Raw genomic sequence first — 23,450 nt, 5'->3', positions numbered from 1 at the left:
TCCTTTCAATCATTCAGGGGCCGCATGCCGGCCCCACGTCACTGTTTGCAGGCATTGTTTCGCCAGAGAGCGCCACAAACGGCGCCCATCGACCTACCCCAAGAGTTTTTGGATACGCTGCAACCCGGCTACCAACCGGTCTACTTCGTCGCGGGTGTTGTATAACGCCAGCGACGCGCGACACATGCTCGGCACATTATAGAACGCCATCAACGGCATCGCGCAATGGTGACCGGTACGAATGGCGATACCGTATTGATCCAGGAAACTGCCGACGTCGTAAGCGTGATGCTCACCCAGGTTAAAGGCAATGACCCCAGCGCGCTCTGCCGGGCCATAGATTTTAAGCGTCGGCACCTGTTTCAGCGCTTCGAGCGCATAGTGCATCAGCGACTGTTCGTAGTCGTGTATCGCCTCCAACCCCAGCGCGTTAACGTAATCAATCGCCGCGCCCAGCCCCATCATGCCCGCCGCGTTTGGCGAACCGGCCTCAAAGCGCCACGGCGGCTCGGCATAGGTGGTGCCGTTAGTCAGGCTGACCTGCTTTATCATCGCTCCCCCGCCTTCCCACGGTGGCATTTGCTGCAGCAGCGCCTGGCGGCCATAAAGAATGCCGATACCGGAAGGGCCATACAGCTTGTGGCCGGAAAACACATAAAAATCGCAATCCAGCGCCTGCACATCCACGCGCTGATGCATAACGGCCTGTGCACCGTCTATCAGCACCTTCAGGCCTGCAGCCTTCGCCTGCGCGATGATTTCACGCACCGGGTTCACCGTGCCGAGCACGTTGGAGACCTGGGTCATCGCCAGCAATTTGGTGGACGAGTCGATCAAACCCGGCAACTGTGCCAGATCCAGAGTGCCGTCCTGTTGCAGCGGCCATACCCGCAGATGAAGCCCGCGCTCCTGCGCCAGCATCTGCCAGGGAACAATATTGGCGTGATGTTCCATCTCGGTGATGATAATGCTGTCACCCGGCTGCAGGAAATGGCGGCCAAAGCTGTTGGCCACCAGGTTAATGCCCTCGGTGGTGCCCTTGACGAAAACAATCTCTTCCGCCGAGGCTGCGTTGATAAACGCCGCCACTTTCTCACGCACCGCCTCCATGTCCTGCGTCGCTTCTGCGCTCAGCGTGTGAATGCCACGGTGTACCGCAGCGTAGCCATGGCGATAAAAATCCAGCTCGCGATCAATCACCGCTTGCGGCTTCTGCGCACTGGCGGCACTGTCAAGGTAAGCCAGCGGCCGGCCATTGACTTCACGCGCCAAAAGGGGGAATTCGCTGCGCACCCGTTCAATCGGAAAACTCATGCTGCCTCCCCCGGCAGGCGTTGCGCTATGCGCGTCAGCACCCATTCGCGGATAACATCGTTGCCGATGCCCTCGGTCAGTTCAGCGGCAAAGGCAAAGATGATCATCTGCTGCGCTGCGTGTTTATCAATACCGCGCGATTGCAGATAGAACAGTTGCTCTTCATCAATACGCCCGACGGTGGCACCGTGGCTGCATTTCACGTCATCGGCGTAGATTTCCAACTGCGGCTTGGTGTCCACCTCCGCCACCTTACCCAACAGCAGGTTGTGGTTGGTCATCTGGCCGTCGGTCTTGATCGCATGCTTGGCGACTTTGATCATGCCGTTGAATACCGCCTTGGCGCGATCGCTGACCACCGTTTTATGCAGTTGACGACTCTCACAGTAACCTTTGTTGTGCTCCAGATAGGTACGGGTATCGCACACATCCTTGCCCACCGGCAGTACCAGGCTGTTGATCGCCAGGTTGGAGCCTTCGCCGTTCAACTGTGCGCTGGTGTTATGCCGCGTAAGACCGGCCCCCAGCAGGAAGCTGTCGCTTTTCACCCGCGCGTCACGGCCAATCACCAAGTCGTTATGCGCAAAGTGGTAGCTCGTCTGGCTTTCAAACGCCAGCTTGCAGTGACGCAGTTCCGCGTTGTCCCCGACGCTGGCCGTCAGCCGGGTACCGGTGAAATGCGCGGCCTCGTTCAGGCTGACATAATGCTCGATCACCTCAGCCCGGGCATTGCGACCAATGTCGAGGTGATGGCGATGATGCACAGTATTCACTTCGCCCTCAGCGCCGCGTCCACTGCTGATGTGCAGCAGGTACAACGGCCGCGCAGCGATCTTGCCGGCCGCCACGCGAATCATGCTGGTTTCCTGCGCCAGACTTTCGGTCAGGTGCAGAAAAATTTCAGGCTGGATCGGCTCAGGCAATGCCTGCGGCGTGCCGTAGGGAGTGACGTCAAACTGGTATTCGCCCAGATCGCTGTCGCTCAGCGCAGCGTTGAAACGCCCGTCGACAAACACCAGCCGATAAGCATCGAGATTCAGCGCCAGCGCATCGCGTTGTGCGGCAGCGATCGGCTCGGCCTGCGGCTCAAGGAACTGTTGCTCCAGCAAGCCCTCCAGCGGGGTATATTTCCAGTTTTCGTGTTTGCGCGTCGGCCAGCCCAGGCGCAAAGCCTGCTGCCAATGCGCCAGAGCATGGGCGGAGTGTTCGCCGCCACGGGCCTCGAACAGGCTGTAAAGCTGTTGCAACGCACGCGAGTTATTGTTGGTCGGTAAGCCAGCCATAGCCCTGCTCCTCCAACTGTTTCACCAAGGAGAAATCGCCGGACTTCACGATGCGCCCTTGGGAAAGAACATGAACATAATCCGGTTTGATGTAGTCCAGAATACGCTGGTAGTGCGTGACGATAATGAAGGCGCGTTTGCCGTCCCGCAGCGAATTAACGCCGTTGGCGACGATCTTCAGCGCGTCAATATCCAGGCCGGAGTCGGTTTCATCCAGGATGCACAGATCCGGCTCCAGCGCCGCCATCTGCAGAATGTCATTACGCTTTTTCTCGCCACCGGAGAAGCCGACGTTGACCGAACGGGTCAGCAGATCCGGAGGCATATTCAGCAGCTCAATCTTTTCTTCGATGAAATCAGCGAAGTCGAAGCGGTCGAGCGGTTCTTGCTGGCGGTATTTACGCACCGCATTCACCGACGTCTGCAGGAAGAAGTGGTTGCTGACGCCGGGGATCTCCACCGGATACTGGAACGCCAGGAATACGCCTTCGCCGGCGCGATCTTCCGGGGCCAACTCAAGCAGATCTTTGCCCTTGAAGGTAACCTCGCCCTCGGTCACTTCATACTCTTCACGTCCCGCCAGGGTGGCGGAGAGCGTACTCTTGCCCGAGCCGTTCGGCCCCATGATGGCATGCACTTCACCCGGTTTGATCTCCAGGTTCAATCCCTTGAGGATCTCATTGCCTTCGGCGCTGACTTTCAAATTCTTGATACTTAACATGCGGTGTCCTTAGGTAGCGCTGCTGCGCTGTAAATCCGGCGTTTAGCCCACGCTGTGTTCCAGGCTGATGGCCAACAACTTTTGCGCCTCGACGGCGAATTCCAGCGGCAGTTCAGAGAACACGTCCTTACAGAATCCGTTGACGATCATAGAAATGGCATTGTCTTCGCTGATGCCGCGCTGCAAGCAGTAGAACAGTTGGTCATCGCCGATTTTCGACGTGGTCGCTTCGTGTTCCAGCTGTGCGCTGTTATTGCGGGCCTCCACGTACGGGAAGGTATGGGCACCGCTGTCCGGCCCAATCAGCATCGAGTCGCATTGCGTAAAGTTACGCGCGTTTTCCGCCCCCGGCAGGATCTTCACCAGGCCGCGGTAAGTGTTCTCGCTGTGCCCAGCGGAGATGCCTTTGGCAATGATGGTCGATCGGGTGTTCTTGCCGATGTGGATCATCTTGGTGCCGGTATCCGCCTGCTGATGGCCGCTGGTCAGCGCCACCGAGAAAAATTCACCGATCGAGTTATCGCCCTGCAGGATTACGCTCGGGTATTTCCAGGTGATCGCCGAACCGGTTTCCGACTGGGTCCAGGACATTTTCGATCCTGCGCCTTCGCACAACGCGCGCTTGGTCACGAAGTTGAGAATGCCGCCCTTGCTGTCACCGCCGGAGAACCAGTTTTGCACCGTTGAGTATTTCACTTCGGCGTCTTTGTGCAGGATCACTTCCACTACCGCCGCATGCAGCTGATAGCTGTCACGTACCGGGGCTGAGCAACCTTCGATGTAACTGACGTAGCTGCCTTCATCGGCGATCAGAATGGTGCGTTCGAACTGGCCGGTCTTGGCGGCGTTAATGCGGAAATAGGTCGAGAGTTCCATCGGGCAGCGCACGCCTTTCGGCACATAGACAAAAGTGCCGTCGGAGGCCACTGCGGCGTTCAGCGCGGCAAAGAAGTTATCATTGGACGGCACTACGCGGCCCAGGTACTTGCGCACCAGATCCGGGTATTCCTGAATCGCCTCACCGAACGAGCAGAAGATCACCCCGCTTTCCGCCAGTTTTTCGCGGTAGGTGGTGGAGACCGATACCGAGTCGAAGATCGCGTCTACCGCCACTTCGCTGCCTTCACGCACCGGTACGCCGAGCTGGTTAAACGCCAGTTCAACTTCGCTGGTCAGGTAGCTGTTTTCGGTTGCCGCGCCGGGTTGCTGTTCGGCACCGGGCTGGGAGCCGCAGGCGTCGTCGCAACTGCCGCAGGATGGCGCCGAGTAATAGCTGTAATCCTGGTAGTTCAACCGGTCATAGTTCGCTTTCAACCAGTGCGGCTCTTCCATTTGCAACCAGGCACGGTAAGCCTCCAGGCGGAATTCCAGCATCCACTCAGGTTCGTTGCGTTTGGCCGAGATGGCGCGCACCACATCTTCGTTGATGCCCGTAGCCAATTCATCGGTATCCAGTTGGGTGAAAAAGCCTTCTTTGTAGCGACCTTCGCTGACCCAAGCCTGCACTTCATTAGGCATTTCTACATTGCTTCGTGTCATGTTGATTGCATCGCTCAAACGCCAAAGCTCTCGCCGCACCCGCAGGCATGCTGAGCTTTAGGGTTATTGAATTTGAATATTTGATTCAGCCCTTCACGGACAAAATCTACCGTGGTGCCATCGATGAACGGCATGGCTTTTAGCGGCACATACAATTTGGCGCCATCGCGCTCAAACAGCAGGTCGTCTTCCGCCGGGGCACGGGTGAGATCCAGCACATAGGCAAACCCGGCGCAGCCTGATTGCTTCACCCCGAGTTGCAGCCCCTTCACTTGCGGATCCTGCTGCATCAATTTAGTTATTTGTTGTACGGCGTTGTCGCTGAGCAAAATGCCTTGCCAGACATTTTCGTCCAGAGAAAAGGTGCCGACATTTTCCGTTTGCATAGGGCCTACCTCACACTCGTGTTTTACCACAGCCAATCTGGGTTGCTTATATGTTAGTGATAACAATTATCACTTCAACCGTTTGTTTTGCGGGGGTATCCGCCAAAAGCCCGTTTTTTTGCTGCCGCAGGCGGCAAGCACAGGGGACAGTCGGGGTGCCTGGCGCAGTCCGGTGGCGACGCACTCATTTTATCCTTATGAATTTACTGTATATCCTGAATCACCTCACCGCCCAGCCGCTGGCTCATCCCCTTTACACCGCCGGATTTTATTGTCGATGTAAACATTCATAGAAAATACCTATTTCAACATTTTGTCTGTCTCAAAAATGCGTTTATCGGCAATTAGCGGCGTTTTCCGTCGTTTGCACCACCCGGCTGCACCGGCCTAAACCGCCGTCATTGATTAAAGTTTAGCCGCTACTGACTGATATTGGGTCGCCGCAAAGCAAATGCAGCCCCCGGTGTCCGATAAAAATTTCAACAGAATGATTGATCGCGAACGCATCCGTAAATATGATAATGATTATCATTCAAATACAAGTGAGCGCGAGTAAATGAATATCTCGATGAATGCGTGGCTGCTGGGCAAAATTGATGACTATAAATTCAGCGTGCGCGATGCCACGGTAGATTTCTACATGGCGGAGGCGTCGCTGAGGCGGCCAGAGTGCAATGTCAACCATCTGAAACGCTACAATAACGTCAGCCTGAACATGGCCAATCTGTGCCTGGAAAACGGCGATGATGAAAGCTATCTGCACGCACTCAGCAAACTGCATAACCGGCTGATCGTCGAAATCAACAACCCGCAGCGCTGCCAGCTGTTTCGGGTTCAGAGCTATCATTTTGCCCGGCATACCCTGACCTTAATCTGCCAGAAATATGCGATGGAAGGCACCTGGGAGAAGGCTAACGCCTTCCAGAAGGATTTCGTCAAGCGGGTGCCATTCCAACTGTGAATGTCTGCGGAACGGCAACGGAGTACCCGCAGGCAAAGGCGCCTGCGGGTGGGAGGATCAGTCGATGACTGCGGTGGTCAGGCGTGAGGTGCAGCACAACCGGTCGCGCGAATCGAATATTTCGATCTGCCACACCTGATGCCGTCGGCCAACGTGCAGCGCACGGCATACGCCACGTACCTGCCCTTCAAATACCGCCCGCAAATGGTTGGCGTTGATTTCCAGCCCCACCACTTTCTGCTCCCCTTCGCTGCACAGATAACCGGCCATCGATCCCATCGACTCCGCCAGCACCACCGACGCCCCGCCGTGCAGCAGCCCGAAAGGTTGCCGGGTACGGTGGTCCACCGGCATCGTGGCTTCAAGAAGATCGTCTTCCAGCCGGGTGAAGTGAATCCCCACATGGCTCACCATGCATCCCTCACCGGAGCGGTTTAACTGCTCCAACGTCGTTTCTCGTTTCCACAATTTCACGCAATCATCTCCAGAAGTGCCTGTAACGGGTGGCGCACGCCGTTACCCTCAATGCGTTTGACCTGGCTGCGACAGGAATAGCCGGTCGCCAGACAGCGTTGCCGCGGCAAACGTTGCAACGCCTGATGCCATGATAGCTCATAAATCCCGAGCGAATTCTCCAGGTTCTTCACTTCATGTCCGTAGGTGCCCGCCATGCCGCAACAGCCCACGCTGACATTTTCCAGCCTGGCCCCGAAGCGGGAGAAGATCGACGCCCAATGCTGGCCGCTGGCCGGCAGTGCCGTGGTTTCGGTACAGTGGCCAAACAAGTACCAGGCCTCGCCGGTCGCCGGTTGTTCAGCACGTTCCGCCAGCAGTTGTTGCAACCATTCATGCACCAGTTGTACCTGGAAGTCACCGCGTGTTTCGCCGAGGATCTCGTTATATTCGTCGCGATAGCACAGTACCAACGCCGGATCGACCCCGACCAGCGGCATCCCGAGCTTGGCCACCCGATTGAGGAAATCGGCGGTTTTGCGCGCGGTGCGGGCAAAGCGCGTCAAAAAGCCTTTAATATGCTGCGCCTTGCCGTTCGGCGAGAAGGGCAGCAGAACCGGCTGGTAACCGAGCTTTTCAACCAGCCGCACAAAGTCCGCCACCACCTTGGCGTCGTAATAGCTGGTGAAAGGATCCTGCACGATCAGCACGTGTTGCTCACGTTGTTCGGCGCTCAACGCCTCAAGTTGCTCCAGCGTCATGGTCAAGGCACCGTGGCCGGAAAGCTGCTGACGCAGCGTCGGGCTGGAGAGCATCGGCAAATCGACCATACCGATAGCGTTGCGGCTCAGCTCACGCACCCAGGGCTGACGGAAGAAGAAGTTGAATACCTTCGGCGCTTTCGCCATCAGCGGCGTATAGCTTTCAACCCCGGCAACCATATAGTCGCGCGCCGGCCGCAGATAACGGGTGTGATACAACTGCAGGAAACGCGAGCGGAAACCCGGCACGTCAATTTTAATCGGACATTGGGTGGAACAAGCTTTACAGGCCAGGCAGCCGGACATCGCCTCTTTCACCTCGTGCGAAAAATCATATTCGCCTTTGCCGGCATACCAGCTGTTGCGGGTTTTCTCAATCAAGGTACGGAAGCTGAGACGCTGCTGCGGCAATTGTTGTTCCAGCACCAGCGGATCGACCCCCTGTTCGGACAGCAGACGCAACCATTCGCGCACCAGCGCCGCACGACCTTTTGGCGAATGAATGCGGCTGCCGGTGATCTTCATCGACGGGCACATAGGGCTGCGCACATCAAAGTTGAAGCACAGGCCATTACCGTTACATTCCATGGCACCCCGGAACGAGGTGCGCACCTCTACCGGGATACGGCGGTCGAGCGTGCCGCGCTTGGCCGCGTCCACTTTCATCATCGGGGCATCAACGCCCAACGGCGGGCAAATTTTACCGGGGTTAAGGCGGTTATTCGGATCGAATGCGGCCTTGATGCGGCGCAACTCTTCGTACAACTGCTCGCCGAAGAATTCCGGGCTGTATTCGGCGCGGAAGCCTTTGCCGTGTTCGCCCCACAGCAATCCACCATATTTGGCGGTCAGCGCCACCACTTGGTCGGAAAGCTGCTTCATCAGCACTTCTTGCTGCGGATCGCACATGTCGAGCGCAGGTCGCACGTGCAATACGCCGGCATCCACGTGGCCGAACATGCCGTAACTGAGGTTATGGTTGTCCAGCAACTGGCGGAACTCGACAATGTAATCAGCCAAATGCTGCGGCGGCACGCAGGTGTCCTCGGCGAAAGGAATAGGTTTGGCGCGCCCTTTGGCGTTGCCCAACAGCCCGACCGCCTTCTTGCGCATATTATAGATCCGCTCGATGCCGACCAGGTCCCCGCAGATCTGATAGCCAATCACGCCGCCCTGCTGCTCGCTGATTAACTCGTCCAACCGCAGACACAGAGTTTCCATCTGCTGGTCGATCAGCGCCTTGTCATCCCCGGCAAATTCGACGATGTTCAGACCCAGCATCTCTTTATCCGGCACATTAGTGATCAATTCACTCACCGAATGCCAGACAATATCTTCCCGCGCCAGATTCAGCACCTTGGAGTCGATGGTCTCCACCGACAGCGCCTTGGCCTCCACCATGAACGGGGCGTTGCGCAGGGCGGAATCAAAGGAGTCATATTTCACGTTAACCAGGCGGCGTACCTTCGGCAGCGGCGTGATATCCAGCCGCGCCTCGGTGATAAACGCCAATGTGCCCTCTGCACCGGTCAGGATCCGCGTTAGATCGAAGGTTTGCAGATCGTCGCTGAACACATGCCGCAGGTCGTAGCCAGTCAGGAAACGGTTTAATTTGGGGAATTTCTCCAGGATCAGCGCACGCTGGTCGCGGCAGCTATTCAGCACCCTATGGTAGATCCGGCCTTCAACGGTATCTTCCATAGCAATCGTTTCCGCAAGCGATGTCGGCATAGCGCGGGTGTCGATCATATCGCCCCCCAGCAGCACCGCCCGCAGGCCCAAAACGTGATCGGAGGTTTTGCCATACACCAGCGAGCCTTGGCCGGAAGCATCGGTGTTGATCATGCCACCCAGCGTCGCGCGGTTACTGGTAGAAAGTTCCGGCGAGAAGAAATAGCCGAACGGCCGCAGATACTGGTTAAGCTGGTCTTTGATGACCCCGGCTTCAACCTTCACCCACCCCTGCTCGACATTGATTTCAAGAATGCGGTTCATATGGCGCGACATATCCACCACGATGCCGGTGTTGAGGGCCTGGCCGTTGGTGCCGGTGCCGCCGCCGCGCGGGCTGAAGGTCAACGCACTAAAGCGCTCTTCTCCCGCCAGGCGCGCAATCAACGCCACATCCGCAGTGGAACGGGGAAACACCACCGCATCAGGCAACAGCTGATAGATGCTGTTGTCGGTCGCCATCGTCAGCCGATCAGCGTAGCTGGTCGCAATATCGCCGTTGAATCCGTTTTGCTTTAAGGCTTCCAAAAAGTCGAGCACCCGTTGAATGAGGCCGGGTGCCTGAGAAATCTGTGGGATCATTCGCTTTTTTGACCCTGTCTGTCTATTTTTTATGCGCTAATATACGCTGAATCAGGTCTTTACCCGTCGCCTTTCAGGCTGCGGCGTTGTAGGCTGCAACTTGAAATTCATAGGGTATATTCAGACCCACCCTACTTTTTATTGATGCTGAAAACTAACATACTCGTTTAGTGAAGGCATTCACATTATCACAATTACCCCGCTACAGAATGGCGTGCGATAAAAGGTGCGCCGCATTGTGAAAAATGGCGAAAATGCACCATGCTTAGCGGGTACAAAGGATTTAACTTACCAGGATGAGAACCTAATTCATGACACTCCCGCACTCCCGATACGATTTGCCACGGATTATTTTTGGCGTGCTGTTTATCGCCATCATGATCGTCGCCTGTTTTTGGGTCATTCAACCCTTTATTCTCGGCTTCGCCTGGGCCGGCATGGTGGTCATCGCCACCTGGCCACTGTTGATCAAACTGCAAAAAATACTCTGGGGCCGGCGCTCACTGGCGGTCCTCGTCATGACACTGCTGCTGATCCTGCTGTTCATCCTGCCGATTTCGCTGCTGGTCAGCAGCGTGGTGGACAACAGCGCGCCAGTCGTTGCCTGGGCCAGCACCCCCGGCAAGCTGCATATTCCCGATCTGGCCTGGTTGCAATCGATCCCGATGATCGGCAACAAAGTTTATAACAGCTATCACACTCTGGTGAATGCCGGCGGCGCGGCGCTGCTGGCGAAAATCCAACCTTACTTCGGTCAGACCGCCACCTGGTTTGTCGCGCAAGCAGCGCATATCGGTCGTTTCCTGCTGCACTGTACGCTGATGTTGCTGTTCAGCGTGCTGCTGTATGCGCGCGGTGAACAAGTCGCCCTGGGTATTCGTCACTTTGCGGCGCGTCTTGCGGCCGAGCGCGGTGACGCGGCGGTGGTGCTGGGTGGCCAAGCGATCCGCGCGGTAGCGCTGGGCGTAGTGGTGACGGCGCTGGTGCAATCGGTACTGGGCGGGATTGGCCTGGCGGTGTCCGGCATTCCTGCCGCCACCTTGCTGACGGTGCTGATATTCATTTGCTGCGTGGCGCAATTGGGGCCGTTACTGGTACTGGTACCGGCGATTATCTGGTTGTACTGGAGCGGCGACACCACCTGGGGCACCGTACTGTTGGTGTGGAGCTGCGTGGTCGCCACGCTGGATAACGTGCTGCGGCCAGTGCTGATCCGCATGGGCGCCGATCTGCCGATGCTACTGATCCTGTCCGGCGTTATCGGCGGCCTGCTGGCCTTCGGCATGATCGGCCTGTTTATCGGCCCGGTGGTGTTGGCGGTATCTTATCGTCTGCTCACCGCCTGGATGGACGAAGCGCCAGAACCCACGGCCGATCTGGACGACGTCGCCAAAGAGTTGGAAGAGCGCTAATTCCCCTATTCTGCCCGGGTTACCGGGCAGAATACCCTCGGCAAGACTCCCGGTTCATTTCCTGCTTTCGAATTCATTCGAAGCCGTAATATAACCGCCCGCTATAGCACATTAATTAAACATGCTTAGTGAATGCATCTTTATACAATAAAGATAAAATAAGCGTTCTTAAAAATAAATCATGAGGCAAGTATTTATTAGGATGATTCTTAATGACTAGCGAACCTTAAATATCTAGTATTATTACCATCCATTGCTTCAAATCACTGATTTTAAAGCAAGCTTTCCAAACAATGTAATGCCATACATGTGAATTGCTGTGTGTAGTCTTTGCCCGTCTCTTGATGGGCTTTTTTTTATTCTTTTTTTAGCCACGCTTATTCACCCGCCCACATCATTTACATTCAGCAATAAAAAAACCGTAACCTGAGTTACGGTTTTACGTCAGCGCTTAATCTGCGGTGAAGCGTTATTTTTTCTTCGACAGATTGATCCAGGTTTGCACCACGGTATCCGGATTGAGGGACAGGCTGTCAATGCCCTGCTCCATCAGCCATTCGGCGAAATCCTCATGATCGGATGGCCCCTGGCCACAAATACCCACGTATTTGCCATGACGCTTAGCGGCCTGAATCGCCATCGACAACAGCGCCTTCACCGCTTCGTTGCGTTCATCAAACAGTTCCGACACCACGCCCGAATCGCGGTCCAACCCCAGCGTCAACTGAGTCATGTCGTTGGAGCCGATCGAGAAGCCATCAAAATGTTCCAGGAACTGATCCGCCAATAGCGCATTGGATGGGATTTCACACATCATGATCACTTTCAGGCCGTTCTCGCCGCGCTTGAGACCCTGACGCGCCAGCTCTGCAACCACCGCCTCCGCCTGCGCCACGGTTCGAACAAAGGGCACCATGATCTCAACGTTGGTGAGGCCCATTTCGTTGCGCACGCGTTTTACCGCATCGCACTCCATCGCAAAGCAATCACGGAAGCTGTCCGACACGTAGCGGCCTGCCCCACGGAAGCCCAGCATTGGGTTTTCTTCGTGCGGTTCATACTTCTCGCCGCCCACCAGGTTGGCGTATTCATTGGATTTGAAATCGGACAGACGAACGATCACCCGCTTCGGCCAGAATGCCGCACCCAGCGTGGCGATCCCTTCCGTCAGGCGACCCACGTAAAACTCGACCGGGTGGTCATAGCCCAGCATCAACGCCTTGATTTCGTTCTGCAGCGCCGGGGTTTGTTGATCGAACTCCAGCAACGCCTTTGGATGGACGCCAATCATGCGGTTGATGATAAATTCCAGACGGGCCAGACCCACGCCTTCATTCGGTAAACGGGCAAAATCGAAAGCCCGATCCGGGTTACCGACGTTCATCATGATTTTCAACGGCAGGTCCGGCAATTCGGTCACTTCAGAGCTCTGTACGGTAAAGTCGATCATATCGCTGTACACGAAGCCGGTATCGCCTTCCGCACAGGAAACGGTGACTTTCTGGCCGTCTTTCAGCAAATCGGTGGCGTTGCCGCAGCCGACTACCGCCGGGATACCCAGCTCACGAGCGATAATCGCCGCGTGGCAGGTACGCCCCCCACGGTTGGTGACGATCGCCGCCGCTTTCTTCATGATCGGTTCCCAGTCCGGGTCGGTCATGTCGGTAACCAGCACGTCACCCGGCAGAATACGATCCATTTCGCTGATGCTATGGATCACCTTCACCGGGCCGGCACCGATGCGATGGCCGATAGCTCGCCCTTCCACCAGCACCGTACTTGAGCCGTTAAGCTGATAACGTTCCATCGTCTGCTCGTTGGAACGCACGGTTTCCGGACGCGCCTGCACAATCAGCAATTTTCCGGTATGGCCGTCTTTCGCCCACTCGATGTCCATCGGGCGGCCGTAATGTTTTTCGATCAAAATCGCCTGATGCGCCAGTGCTTCCACTTCCTGGTCGGTCAGAGAGAAACGATTGCGTTGCTGCTCTGGCACATCTTCGATTTGTACCTGCTTGCCGTGATCCAGCGAAGGTGCGTACACCATGCGGATTTTCTTCGAACCGAGGTTGCGGCGGACGATAGCCGGATTGCCGCGTAGCAGCGTCGGTTTGTGCACATAGAACTCATCCGGATTCACCGCGCCCTGCACCACCATTTCGCCCAGGCCGAAGGCGGACGTAATAAATACCACCTGATCAAAGCCCGACTCGGTATCAATGGTGAACATCACGCCGGAAGACGCCAGATCGGAGCGTACCATGCGCTGTACGCCGGCCGACAAGGCTACGCCGCGGTGGTCATAGCCCTGATGTACGCGATACGAGATGGCGCGGTCATTAAACAGCGAGGCGAAAACGTGTTTGATCGCCACCATGACAGCGTCGATACCCTGCACGTTGAGGAAGGTTTCCTGCTGGCCGGCAAAAGAGGCATCCGGCATGTCTTCCGCAGTCGCGGAAGAACGCACGGCAAACGAGGCTTCCGGCTCGCCGTCCGCCAACTGTTGGTAAGCCAGGTTAATTTCACGCTCGAATTCCGCATGGAATGGCGTGTCGATGACCCATTGGCGAATTTGCGCACCGGCCTTGGCCAGTTGAGCAACATCGTCAACGTCAGTTTGATCCAGTAATTGATAGATGCGCTGGTTAACACCGCTTTGCTCGAGGAAATCGTTAAACGCCTGTGCGGTGGTGGCAAAACCGTTTGGCACGGCCACGCCCAAATCGGAAAGATTGGTGATCATTTCACCGAGGGAGGCATTTTTGCCACCGACACGGTCAACGTCGTGCATGCCGAGCTGGTTGTACCAAAGCACATTACGCAAGTCTGGGCCATTGTTGGACATCGAGACAATCCTTATTGCTATCAGTAGGGTATAGACGGATTTAATTCGTTTGCTTTCTTGGGCACCGACAAAACGGAGCCAACTCAGACTAGCACAATGATCCATAGGAAATGGAAAGGTGAATCGATCAACCCGATGAAGAAAGTGGATTTTCGGAAAATTACCTGAAAGCCTGAATTTGACTGGAATCGTTCCCTATGGCACTAAAAGCTTAAATCTCAACAAATTAAGTATTTTTTAAACTTCAGTTTTAAAGGCCATAATAACTGGATGGACTTTGATGAACATAACGCCAATATGCTGAATATGCCATCGCTGAAAATAAACCCTGCTTTTTCATAAAAATTAAAATAACGTTTCATCTTAAAAACCTGTGGCTCATTATTCCCCCTGCCTCGACAATCAATGGCCAACGCTGCCCGCATTATCACATTTTTTTTGCCCGCCCCTTTACCGCCGGTAAGCCTGAAGCCCATGATACGGTTAAGCAGGCGATACAACTGCATCACCGTTTCAGGTAAGGAGCCTCGGGTGGAAAGAAGCGTTTTTTATATTTCGGATGGCACGGCGATCACCGCCGAAGTGTTGGGCCACGCGGTTTTGTCCCAATTCCCGGTCAAGGCCACCACCTTTACGTTGCCCTTCGTTGAAACCGAAGCACGGGCCCGTGGAGTCTGCCAACAGATTAACGATATTTATCGCGATACCGGCGTGCGCCCGCTGGTGTTTTATTCCATCATTTCGCCGGAAGTGCGTAATGTCATCACCCAGAGCGAAGGCTTTTGCCAGGATATCGTTCAGGCGCTAGTCGGCCCGCTGCAGGGCGAACTGGACGTTGAACCCACGCCGGTGCCGAACCGCACCCACGGGCTGACGGCCAGCAACCTCGGCAAATACGATGCCCGTATCGCCGCCATTGACTACACGTTAGCCCATGATGACGGCATATCGCTACGTAATCTCGATCAGGCTCAGGTCATACTGTTGGGCGTATCCCGCTGCGGCAAAACCCCCACCAGCCTGTATCTGGCCATGCAGTTCGGGATCCGCGCCGCCAACTACCCATTTACCGCCGACGATATGGACAATTTGCATCTCCCCGCCGCGCTGAAACCGTTTCAGCATAAACTGTTCGGCCTGACCATCGATCCGGAGCGGCTGGCCGCCATCCGCCAAGAACGCCGTGAAAACAGCCGTTATGCCTCAATTCGCCAGTGCCGGATGGAGCTTGCCGAAGTCGAAGCGCTGTTCCGCAAGAACCAGATTCGCTATCTGAACACCACCAACTATTCGGTGGAGGAAATCTCCACTAAAATCCTGGATATTCTTGGCATGAGTCGCCGCATGTTCTAGGCAGCATGGCGCTCGCCGCTGGCAACGCGCCTAGCTGTGCGCTCTCCCGGCAGGGGTATTTTCCCTGCCGTCTGCCGCTGATTTCCCCGCAGACCCTGATTTTTGTGCTTTTTTTAGTGGCTTCGATCAACAGAACACAATTTCTACGGTTGAATTCACCGGTTTTTACGTTATTGTGATCGGCATCACTTCCCGGCACTCCTGCCGCAGCGAAGAAAAGTCTTTAGAGAAAATCATGCACAAAACAGATGAACTGCGGACCGCGCGCATCGACAGCCTCGTCACGCCGCAAGCATTGGCGGAAAAGCTGCCGATTTCGGCGGAAATTGCCGATAGCGTGACAGCGTCACGACAACGAATTGAAAAGATTCTTACCGGCGAAGATCGTCGCCTGTTGGTGGTTATCGGCCCCTGCTCCATCCACGATTTAGACGCCGCCATCGATTATGCCGGCCGTCTGAATGCGCTGCGCATTCGCTATCAGGACCGCCTGGAAATCGTGATGCGCACTTATTTTGAAAAGCCGCGCACCGTGGTGGGCTGGAAAGGTCTGATCTCGGATCCGGCGCTGGATGGCACCTTTCAGGTAAATCGTGGCATCGAAATGGCACGCCGACTGTTACTGGAAGTCAATCAGCTCGGCCTGCCGACCGCCACCGAATTCCTGGACATGGTAGTAGGCCAATACATTGCCGATTTGATCAGTTGGGGTGCCATCGGCGCACGCACCACCGAAAGCCAGATCCACCGCGAAATGGCTTCTGCGCTCTCCTGCCCGGTGGGCTTCAAGAACGGTACCGACGGCAACACCCGCATCGCGATTGACGCTATCCGCGCGGCGCGCGCCGGCCACATGTTCCTGTCGCCGGACAAAAACGGGCAGATGACGATTTATCAGACCAGCGGCAATCCCTACGGTCATATCATCATGCGCGGCGGCAAAACGCCGAACTACCACGCCACCGATATCGTTGCCGCCTGCGACAGCCTGCGCGAATTTGAGCTGCCGGAGCATCTGGTTATCGACTTCAGCCACGGCAACTGTCAGAAACTGCATCGCCGTCAACTGGAAGTAGCCGAGAATGTCTGCCAGCAGATCCGCGCCGGTTCCGCCGCCGTCACCGGCGTGATGGCAGAAAGTTTCCTGGTGGAAGGCACGCAGAAAATCGTTGCCGGTCAACCGCTGACTTACGGCCAGTCAATCACTGACCCGTGCCTGAGCTGGTCCGACAGCGAACAGCTGCTGGCCATGTTGGCCGATGCGGTGGATACCCGCTTCTGAACCTGTTCTCCGGGGTGGCGACACCCCGGTTTTTCAACTTTCCCTTCTCTCATCTATACTTACGCCAATCAAGCCCGCAGACGCTATAAACCGCGCCCCTGCCAACAGGATGTGGAGTTTCCCGCATGAGCCATTCACTGTTATCCATCCCCTGCGTCACTCTGCAAGGGGAGCACAAAACGCTGGGCGACTTTCCCGCCCGCGCTTATCTGGTGGTTAATACTGCCAGCAAATGCGGCTTTACTCCGCAATACCGTGGCCTGGAAAACCTGTGGCAGTACTATCGGGATCGCGGCCTGATGGTGTTGGGGTTCCCGTGCAATCAATTTGGTGCGCAAGAGCCAGGGGATCCGCTGGAGATCGCCAATTTCTGTACGCTCAACTACGGCGTCAGTTTCCCGCTGTTCAGCAAGGTGGAGGTTAACGGCCCCGGCACGCATCCGCTGTTCAACGAATTGAAACGCCTCGGGCCGGGGGTGCTTGGCAGCAAGCGCATCAAGTGGAACTTCACCAAGTTCCTGCTGACCGCCGACGGCCAGCGGGTGAAACGTTTTGCGCCCATCACCAAGCCTGAGCGCCTGTTTGACCACATCGAAACCCTGCTGAAATAACCCCCCTTGGTTTGCGGTCCGGGTGTGCCCGGACCGCAGCGACAGCCCTTCGTTCAAAAAGGTTCCATCGGTAAGAAAATTTTCCTTGATGTAACCTTTCGCCCACATGATAATGATTATCAATATGATATTAATTACCATTTAATGGTCTGTTTTATAAACAAATGACGATGGATAATCACAATACCCCCCCGCGGGGCAAAGCTGCCCCCGGTGCTGAACGCAGCCTGATCTCGCCTCCTTGCTACGACAGCGCGCAGTTGCTTGATGCAGACGGCGTAGCGATCATCCTCCATCAGGGCCAGCGTTACCAACTGCGGCAGACCAAGGCCGGGAAATTAATCCTGACCAAATAATCCCTTATTCCACAACGCCAGCCACCCCGATCGCTTCGATCCAGGCAGCCAGCAAATCTATTGATATGTTTAAAACATATGGAGAGTTGCGACATGCCTCTGACCCCTTACACCCGGCTGCGTTTATCCGCATTGAGTTTGGCGATTGCCTGCGCTCTGCCGACGGTGACTTTTGCACAAACCACCAGCACAGTTTCTTCTTCTGCCGCCGCCCCGGCAAAAACCGAGAAAACCGGCGAAGACGCCATGACCGTTGTCGCTACCGGCAATCAGCGCAGCAGTTTTGAAGCGCCGATGATGGTCACGGTAATCGAAGGCAATACCCCAGAGAGCCAGACGGCCACCAGCGCCGCCGACATGCTGCGCCGCGTGCCGGGCATTACCGTAAATGGCACTGGTCGTAGCAACGGTCAGGACGTCTCCATGCGCGGCTACGGTAAAAACGGCGTACTGACGTTGGTAGACGGTATCCGTCAGGGCACCGATACCGGCCACATTGGCGGTACTTTCCTGGATCCGGCACTGGTAAAACGCATTGAAGTAGTACGTGGCCCTTCGGCTCTGCTGTATGGCAGCGGCGCACTGGGCGGCGTAATTGCTTATGAAACCGTGGATGCAGCCGATCTGCTGCTGCCAGGCCATGGCAACGGGTTCCGGGTTTACGGTACCGCCGGCAGCGGCGATCACAGCCTGGGTATGGGCGCCAGCGCCTATGGCAAGACCGACAATCTCGACGGCCTGCTGTCGTTCGGCACCCGCGACGTTGGCGATTTGCGCCAAGGCAACGGTTTTGACGCGCCAAACGATGAAACCATCAGTAATATGCTGGCCAAAGGCACCTGGAAGATTGATGATGCCCAATCGTTGAGCGGCGATTTGCGCTATTACAATAACAGCGCCCGCGAACCGAAAAATCCGCAGGATCCGGATTATTCCAGCAGCAATCCGATGACCAACCGCTCTACCATCCAGCGTGATGCGGCATTGAGCTATAAAGTAAAACCTCTGGATCAGGCGTGGCTGGACGCCGACGTCAAGGTGTACACCTCTGAGGTCAAAATCAACGCTCACAATGCGGCGTCAACGGACGAACTCCGCAAACAAACCACCAACGGGGCCAAGCTGGAGAACCGTACCCGCCTGTTTGCCGACAGCTTTGCTTCGCACCTGCTGACCTACGGCTCGGAAAGCTACCAGCAAAAACAACATCCTGGCGGCGCTACCACCAGCTTCCCACAGGCGAAAATCAACTTCGCTTCCGGCTGGATGCAGGACGAAATCACGCTGCGTGATATTCCTGTCACCCTGCTTGCCGGCACCCGCTACGATAACTATAAGGGCAGCAGCCAAGGCCACGACGACGTCGATGCCGACAAGTGGTCATCCCGCGGCGCACTGACTTATTCGCCAACCGACTGGCTGATGCTGTTCGGCTCCTATTCTCAGGCCTTCCGCGCCCCCACCATGGGTGAAATGTACAATGATTCGCGCCACTTCCCCGGCAACTATTGGGTGCCGAACCCTAATCTGAGACCGGAAACCACCAGTACCGCCGAGTACGGTTTCGGCCTGCGTTTTGACGATCTGTTGATGGCCGGAGATAACCTGCAGTTTAAAGCCAGCTACTTCGATACCGACGCCAAGGACTACATTAGCCTGTACGTCACCCGTACCCAGACGTCTTCGCAAAATATCTCACGCGCTAAAATTTGGGGCTGGGATACGTCCCTGAGCTACCAAACGCAGTGGTTTAATTGGGATCTGGCTTACAACCGCACTCGCGGCAAGGATAAGTCGCGCAACGGGGAACTGAACGGCAACAGCGGAGAGTGGCTGAGCGACATCAACCCCGACACCGTGACCAGCACGCTGGATATCCCGTTGGGTGAAACCGGCCTGTCGACCGGTTGGGTCGCTACCTTCGCCGAGCGCGCCACGCGTGTGGAAACCGGTACCGCCGAGCAAGGCGGCTACGGCGTTAACGATTTCTACCTGAGCTATAAAGGCCGCGAGCGCCTGCAGGGCGTCACCACCACAGTGGTGCTGGGCAACGCCTTCGATAAAGAGTATTACTCGCCGCAGGGCATTCCGCAGGATGGCCGCAACGCCAAACTGCTGGTCAGCTATCAGTGGTAACCTTTTGAATACGGCGGGCAAGCCGATTGCCCGCCGCGTGAACCGCACACAGGAGCACAACCGATGAGCAATAACTTATACGCCCGTTACCAGCAGGCAAAAATTGATAATCCTGGCAAATACGCACGCGATCTGGCGGAACTGCTGGGTGTCAGCGAAGCGGAACTGACCCATGCCCGCGTGGGTGAAGACACCCGCCGCCTGCAAGCCGATGCACGTACCCTGCTGACCGAGCTGGAACAGGTTGGCGTGACCAAGTCCATTACTCGCAACAGCTATGCGGTACATGAGCAAATGGGCCGCTACCTTAACCAACACCTGAACGGCCACGCGGGGTTAATTCTTAACCCCCGCGAGCTGGATTTGCGCCTGTTCCTCAACCAGTGGGCCAGCGTATTTGCCATGAGCGAAACCAACAAGCGCGGCGTACGCCACAGCATTCAGTTCTTCGATCATCAGGGCGACGCCTTGCATAAGGTGTACACCACCGAGGAAACCGATCTGGGGGCCTGGATGGCGCTGGTCGAACGCCACCTAAGCACAGAAAACCCGGCTCTGGCATTGAAAGCGGCAGACTCCACGACCAGTAACGCCGCACCGGACGCCGAAAAAATTGACCGGGAATGGCGTGAAATGACCGACGTTCACCAGTTCTTCCAATTGCTGGGCCGCCATAAGCTGACGCGTCAGCAGGCCTTCCGCGCCGTCGGCAACGATCTGGCGTACCAGGTGGATAACAACGCCTTGGCGCAGTTGCTCAATGCCGCGCACAGCTTGCAGAACGAGATCATGATTTTTGTCGGCAACCGAGGTTGCGTGCAGATCTTCACCGGCCAGATCGAGCGGCTGATGCCGCAGGAAGGTTGGATTAACGTGTTTAACCGCCGCTTCACTCTGCACCTGATCGAAGGCGCTATTGCAGAAAGCTGGATCACCCGCAAACCCACCAAAGACGGCTTCGTCACCAGCCTGGAGCTGTTCGCCGCCGACGGTACGCAAATCGCCCAACTTTACGGCCAACGTACCGAGGGCCAGCCGGAACAAACCCAGTGGCGTGAGCAGGTTGCCGCCCTTGAACCCAAGGACATTGCCGCATGAAATCTTCATTGTCCCGTCGTCTGACGTTGTGCCTTGCGCTGGCGTTGCCGTTCACCGCTGCGGCGGCGGAACGTATTGTCTCGATAGGCGGTGACGTCACCGAAATTGCCTTCGCCCTTGGCGCGGGCGATGAGATCGTGGCACGAGACAGCACCAGCCTGCAGCCGGCGGCCGTGAAACCGCTGCCGGATGTCGGCTATATGCGTCAACTCAATGCCGAAGGCATTCTGGCGCTGAAACCCACACTGGTGCTGAGCACCGAACTGGCTGAACCTGCGCTGGTGCTCAAACAGTTGGAGGAAAGCGGCGTGCAGGTGGTGCGAATTCCCGGCGACACCACTTTGCAGGCGGTGCCGGAAAAAATCGCGGTCATCGCCCAGGCGCTGCAACGCACCGACCGGGGCAAGCAATTGAGCGCGCGTTACCAACAACAGCTCACGCAGGTGAACACGTCTTCATTGCCGATCAGGGTGTTGTTCGTCATGAGCCACGGCGGCATTACGCCGATGGCCGCCGGGCAACATACCGCCGCCGATGCGGTCATCACCGCCGCAGGGTTGAAGAACGCGATGCAAGGATTCAACCGCTACCGCCCGCTGTCGCAAGAAGGCGTGATCGCCAGCGCGCCCGATCTGCTGCTGGTCACCACCGATGGCGTCAAGACCCTCGGTGGCCTGGAGCAGCTGTGGAAACTGCCTGGGATTGCCCTCACGCCTGCCGGCAAAAACCACCGCGTGTTGGTGGTCGACGACATGGCGCTGCTGGGCTTTGGGCTGGAAACGCCGGCCGCGCTGGCCAAACTGCGTAATGCGGCGGAGCAAAAGTAATGCCTGGCCGCACCTCTGCGCGCATGACCATTGCCGGTCTGTTGGTGCTGCTTGCGCTATTGGCGCTGGGCGCCGCCAATATGGGCGCGCTGACGCTGTCGTTTCGTACCCTGTGGCAGGAGCCGTTCAGCGATACCTCTTGGCATATCTGGCTAAACATCCGCTTGCCGCGTGTGCTGCTGACGGTGGTCATCGGCTGCGCACTGGCGGTGTCCGGCGCCGTCATGCAGGGGCTGTTCCGCAATCCGCTGGCCGATCCCAGCCTGTTGGGCATCAGTAGCGGCGGTGCGCTGTTTGTCGCGCTGATTATCGTTATGCCGCTGGCCCTGCCGCCGGTGATTGCCTTGTATGGCCACATGTTGGCGGCTTTCCTCGGCAGCCTGCTGGTGTCACTGCTGATCTACGGCATCAGCCGCAGCGGGCACGGCAGCCTGTCACGCCTGTTGCTGGCGGGGATCGCCATCAACGCCCTGTGCATGGCGGCCATCGGCGTGCTGTCTTATCTCAGCAGCGATCAACAGCTACGTCAGTTTTCATTGTGGATGATGGGCAGCCTGAGCCAGTCACAGTGGCCAACGCTGATCGTATCGGCCTCTTTGATCCTGCCGACGACCCTGCTGACGCTGTTACAGGCGCGCTGCCTGAACCTGCTGCAACTGGGCGATGAAGAGGCGCACTACCTCGGCGTGAATGTCCAGCGTGCCAAACTGCAACTGCTTCTGCTTAGCGCATTGTTGATTGGCGCGGCGGTGGCGATGAGCGGCGTCATTGGCTTTATCGGCCTGGTGGTGCCGCACCTGGTGCGCATGCGGCTCGGCGGCGACCACCGCTGGCTGCTGCCCTGCTCCGCGCTGGGCGGCGCCTGCCTGCTGCTGGTCAGCGACACGCTGGCACGGACGCTGGTGGCGCCGGCGGAGATGCCGGTCGGGTTGATGACCAGCCTGATTGGCGGGCCTTATTTCTTATGGCTGGTCATGCGCCAGCGGGAGCGTACGGATGGGTAATGCATCAAGCCTGACGGCACATCAGCTACGTTACAGCCTGGGTTCGCGCCGGTTAATCAACGACGTCTCGCTGAGTATCGCCAGCGGCGAAATGGTGGCGATTATCGGGCCGAACGGCGCGGGGAAATCGACGCTGCTGCGTCTGTTAACCGGCTACCTGTCGCCGAGCTGCGGAGAGTGCAAACTTCTTGGGTTGCCGTTGGATCAATGGCAACCGCAACAGTTAGCCAAGGTACGTGCGGTGATGCGTCAGCACAGCGATCTGGCCTTTTCGTTTACCGTCGAGGAAGTGGTCAGCATGGGCAGGTTACCGCATGGCAAGCGTCATGTGCAGCAAGCGGTGCAGCAGGTGATGGCGCAAACCGATTGTCTTGAACTGGCCCAGCGGGATTATCGCCGCCTTTCCGGCGGTGAACAGCAACGGGTACAATTAGCCCGCGTGCTGGCGCAGCTTTGGCAGCCGCAGCCCTCGCCTTCCTGGTTGTTCCTGGACGAACCCACCTCGGCGCTGGATCTCTACCACCAGCAGCATACGCTGAGGTTGTTGCGTTCGCTGACGCGGCAACAGCCCATTGCGGTGTGCTGCGTACTGCACGATCTGAACCTGGCGGCGCTGTATGCCGACCGTATTTTATTGCTGCATCAGGGGCATTTGGTTGCCGTGGGCACGCCGCAAGAGGTATTGCAGGCGGATATTCTGACCCGCTGGTATCAGGCCGATTTGGGCGTGGTGCACCACCCGGAAGTGGCGCTACCACAGGTTTATCTGCGTCAGTGAATGGGGCGCAGCAA

Annotated in this window: 20 protein-coding genes; 11 read left to right on the top strand and 9 right to left on the bottom strand. The window is 56.8% G+C overall.

Features of this window, described 5'->3' with window-relative positions; genetic code table 11:
• Positions 1-93 precede the first annotated feature (93 nt).
• The 5 genes from sufS to sufA are packed head-to-tail and all read right to left on the bottom strand — an operon-like array spanning position 94 to position 5,243.
• A complete protein-coding gene (sufS, locus tag JEM67_RS12495; RefSeq protein WP_199639105.1) occupies positions 94-1,314 on the bottom strand; it encodes a cysteine desulfurase SufS in 1,221 nt (406 codons plus the stop codon).
• On the bottom strand, positions 1,311-2,597 hold the full coding sequence (gene sufD, locus JEM67_RS12490) for a Fe-S cluster assembly protein SufD (protein ID WP_199639103.1): 1,287 nt from the start codon (positions 2,595-2,597) through the stop codon (positions 1,311-1,313). Before sufD ends, sufS begins: the two co-directional genes overlap by 4 nt.
• Positions 2,572-3,318: a Fe-S cluster assembly ATPase SufC gene (gene sufC, locus JEM67_RS12485; RefSeq protein ID WP_013812662.1), complete on the bottom strand. Its 747-nt coding sequence runs from the start codon at positions 3,316-3,318 to the stop codon at positions 2,572-2,574. The genes sufD and sufC overlap by 26 nt, the downstream gene beginning before the upstream one ends.
• 42 nt (positions 3,319-3,360) lie before the next feature.
• The gene (sufB, locus tag JEM67_RS12480) at positions 3,361-4,857 is read right to left on the bottom strand and encodes a Fe-S cluster assembly protein SufB (RefSeq protein ID WP_004943701.1); all 1,497 of its coding nucleotides are present in this window, start codon (positions 4,855-4,857) and stop codon (positions 3,361-3,363) included.
• Positions 4,858-4,871: 14 nt separating this feature from the next.
• Complete coding sequence (sufA, locus tag JEM67_RS12475; protein WP_004943698.1) at positions 4,872-5,243, bottom strand: Fe-S cluster assembly scaffold SufA; 372 nt, start codon at positions 5,241-5,243, stop codon at positions 4,872-4,874.
• 556 nt (positions 5,244-5,799) lie between these two features.
• Here sufA and JEM67_RS12470 point away from each other — a divergent pair.
• Complete coding sequence (locus JEM67_RS12470) at positions 5,800-6,204, top strand: hypothetical protein (protein WP_085116573.1); 405 nt, start codon at positions 5,800-5,802, stop codon at positions 6,202-6,204.
• Between the two features lie 57 nt (positions 6,205-6,261).
• On the opposite strand, the gene menI is transcribed toward JEM67_RS12470, so the two are convergent.
• Complete coding sequence (gene menI / locus JEM67_RS12465; RefSeq protein ID WP_013812660.1) at positions 6,262-6,678, bottom strand: 1,4-dihydroxy-2-naphthoyl-CoA hydrolase; 417 nt, start codon at positions 6,676-6,678, stop codon at positions 6,262-6,264.
• A complete protein-coding gene (gene ydiJ / locus JEM67_RS12460; protein WP_199639101.1) occupies positions 6,675-9,731 on the bottom strand; it encodes a D-2-hydroxyglutarate dehydrogenase YdiJ in 3,057 nt (1,018 codons plus the stop codon). Before ydiJ ends, menI begins: the two co-directional genes overlap by 4 nt.
• Positions 9,732-10,042: 311 nt before the next feature.
• Between ydiJ and ydiK the strand changes: the two genes are divergently transcribed.
• A complete protein-coding gene (gene ydiK, locus JEM67_RS12455; RefSeq protein ID WP_013812658.1) occupies positions 10,043-11,143 on the top strand; it encodes an AI-2E family transporter YdiK in 1,101 nt (366 codons plus the stop codon).
• Between the two features lie 469 nt (positions 11,144-11,612).
• On the opposite strand, the gene ppsA is transcribed toward ydiK, so the two are convergent.
• Together ppsA and JEM67_RS12445 are read right to left on the bottom strand one after the other, a co-directional pair.
• Positions 11,613-13,991, bottom strand: a complete 2,379-nt coding sequence (ppsA, locus tag JEM67_RS12450) for a phosphoenolpyruvate synthase (RefSeq protein ID WP_199639100.1) — start codon at positions 13,989-13,991, stop codon at positions 11,613-11,615.
• 218 nt (positions 13,992-14,209) lie between these two features.
• Positions 14,210-14,497, bottom strand: coding sequence for a hypothetical protein (locus JEM67_RS12445; RefSeq protein ID WP_199639098.1), 288 nt, complete (start codon positions 14,495-14,497; stop codon positions 14,210-14,212).
• A 25-nt stretch (positions 14,498-14,522) separates the two neighbouring features.
• Between JEM67_RS12445 and ppsR the strand changes: the two genes are divergently transcribed.
• The 9 genes from ppsR to JEM67_RS12400 all read left to right on the top strand — a co-directional run bounded on the left by ppsR (position 14,523) and on the right by JEM67_RS12400 (position 23,436).
• Positions 14,523-15,344 carry a posphoenolpyruvate synthetase regulatory kinase/phosphorylase PpsR gene (gene ppsR / locus JEM67_RS12440; protein ID WP_013812656.1) on the top strand — a complete coding sequence of 274 codons (822 nt, stop codon included), beginning with the start codon at positions 14,523-14,525 and terminating at the stop codon, positions 15,342-15,344.
• Positions 15,345-15,579: 235 nt separating this feature from the next.
• Positions 15,580-16,626 (top strand): 3-deoxy-7-phosphoheptulonate synthase, encoded by a 1,047-nt coding sequence (locus JEM67_RS12435; protein ID WP_013812655.1) that lies wholly within the window; start codon positions 15,580-15,582, stop codon positions 16,624-16,626.
• A 125-nt stretch (positions 16,627-16,751) separates the two neighbouring features.
• Positions 16,752-17,237 (top strand): glutathione peroxidase, encoded by a 486-nt coding sequence (locus JEM67_RS12430; RefSeq protein WP_013812654.1) that lies wholly within the window; start codon positions 16,752-16,754, stop codon positions 17,235-17,237.
• 170 nt (positions 17,238-17,407) lie between these two features.
• The gene (gene hemP, locus JEM67_RS12425) at positions 17,408-17,593 is read left to right on the top strand and encodes a hemin uptake protein HemP (RefSeq protein ID WP_370576191.1); all 186 of its coding nucleotides are present in this window, start codon (positions 17,408-17,410) and stop codon (positions 17,591-17,593) included.
• Between the two features lie 93 nt (positions 17,594-17,686).
• Positions 17,687-19,729, top strand: a complete 2,043-nt coding sequence (locus tag JEM67_RS12420) for a TonB-dependent hemoglobin/transferrin/lactoferrin family receptor (protein WP_199639094.1) — start codon at positions 17,687-17,689, stop codon at positions 19,727-19,729.
• 63 nt (positions 19,730-19,792) lie between these two features.
• Entirely contained in the window at positions 19,793-20,827 is a 1,035-nt protein-coding gene (locus JEM67_RS12415) for a hemin-degrading factor (protein ID WP_199639092.1), read from the top strand.
• A complete protein-coding gene (locus tag JEM67_RS12410; RefSeq protein WP_199639090.1) occupies positions 20,824-21,654 on the top strand; it encodes a heme/hemin ABC transporter substrate-binding protein in 831 nt (276 codons plus the stop codon). The genes JEM67_RS12415 and JEM67_RS12410 overlap by 4 nt, the downstream gene beginning before the upstream one ends.
• A complete protein-coding gene (locus JEM67_RS12405) occupies positions 21,654-22,658 on the top strand; it encodes a FecCD family ABC transporter permease (RefSeq protein WP_199639088.1) in 1,005 nt (334 codons plus the stop codon). Before JEM67_RS12410 ends, JEM67_RS12405 begins: the two co-directional genes overlap by 1 nt.
• On the top strand, positions 22,651-23,436 hold the full coding sequence (locus JEM67_RS12400; protein WP_199639086.1) for a heme ABC transporter ATP-binding protein: 786 nt from the start codon (positions 22,651-22,653) through the stop codon (positions 23,434-23,436). Before JEM67_RS12405 ends, JEM67_RS12400 begins: the two co-directional genes overlap by 8 nt.
• Positions 23,437-23,450 lie beyond the last annotated feature (14 nt).

This window comes from Serratia sp. PAMC26656, from assembly GCF_016469055.2.
GTDB lineage: Bacteria > Pseudomonadota > Gammaproteobacteria > Enterobacterales > Enterobacteriaceae > Serratia > Serratia plymuthica.
Note: the sequence above shows the minus strand (reverse complement) of the source record. Positions and strands in the feature narration are given on the sequence as shown.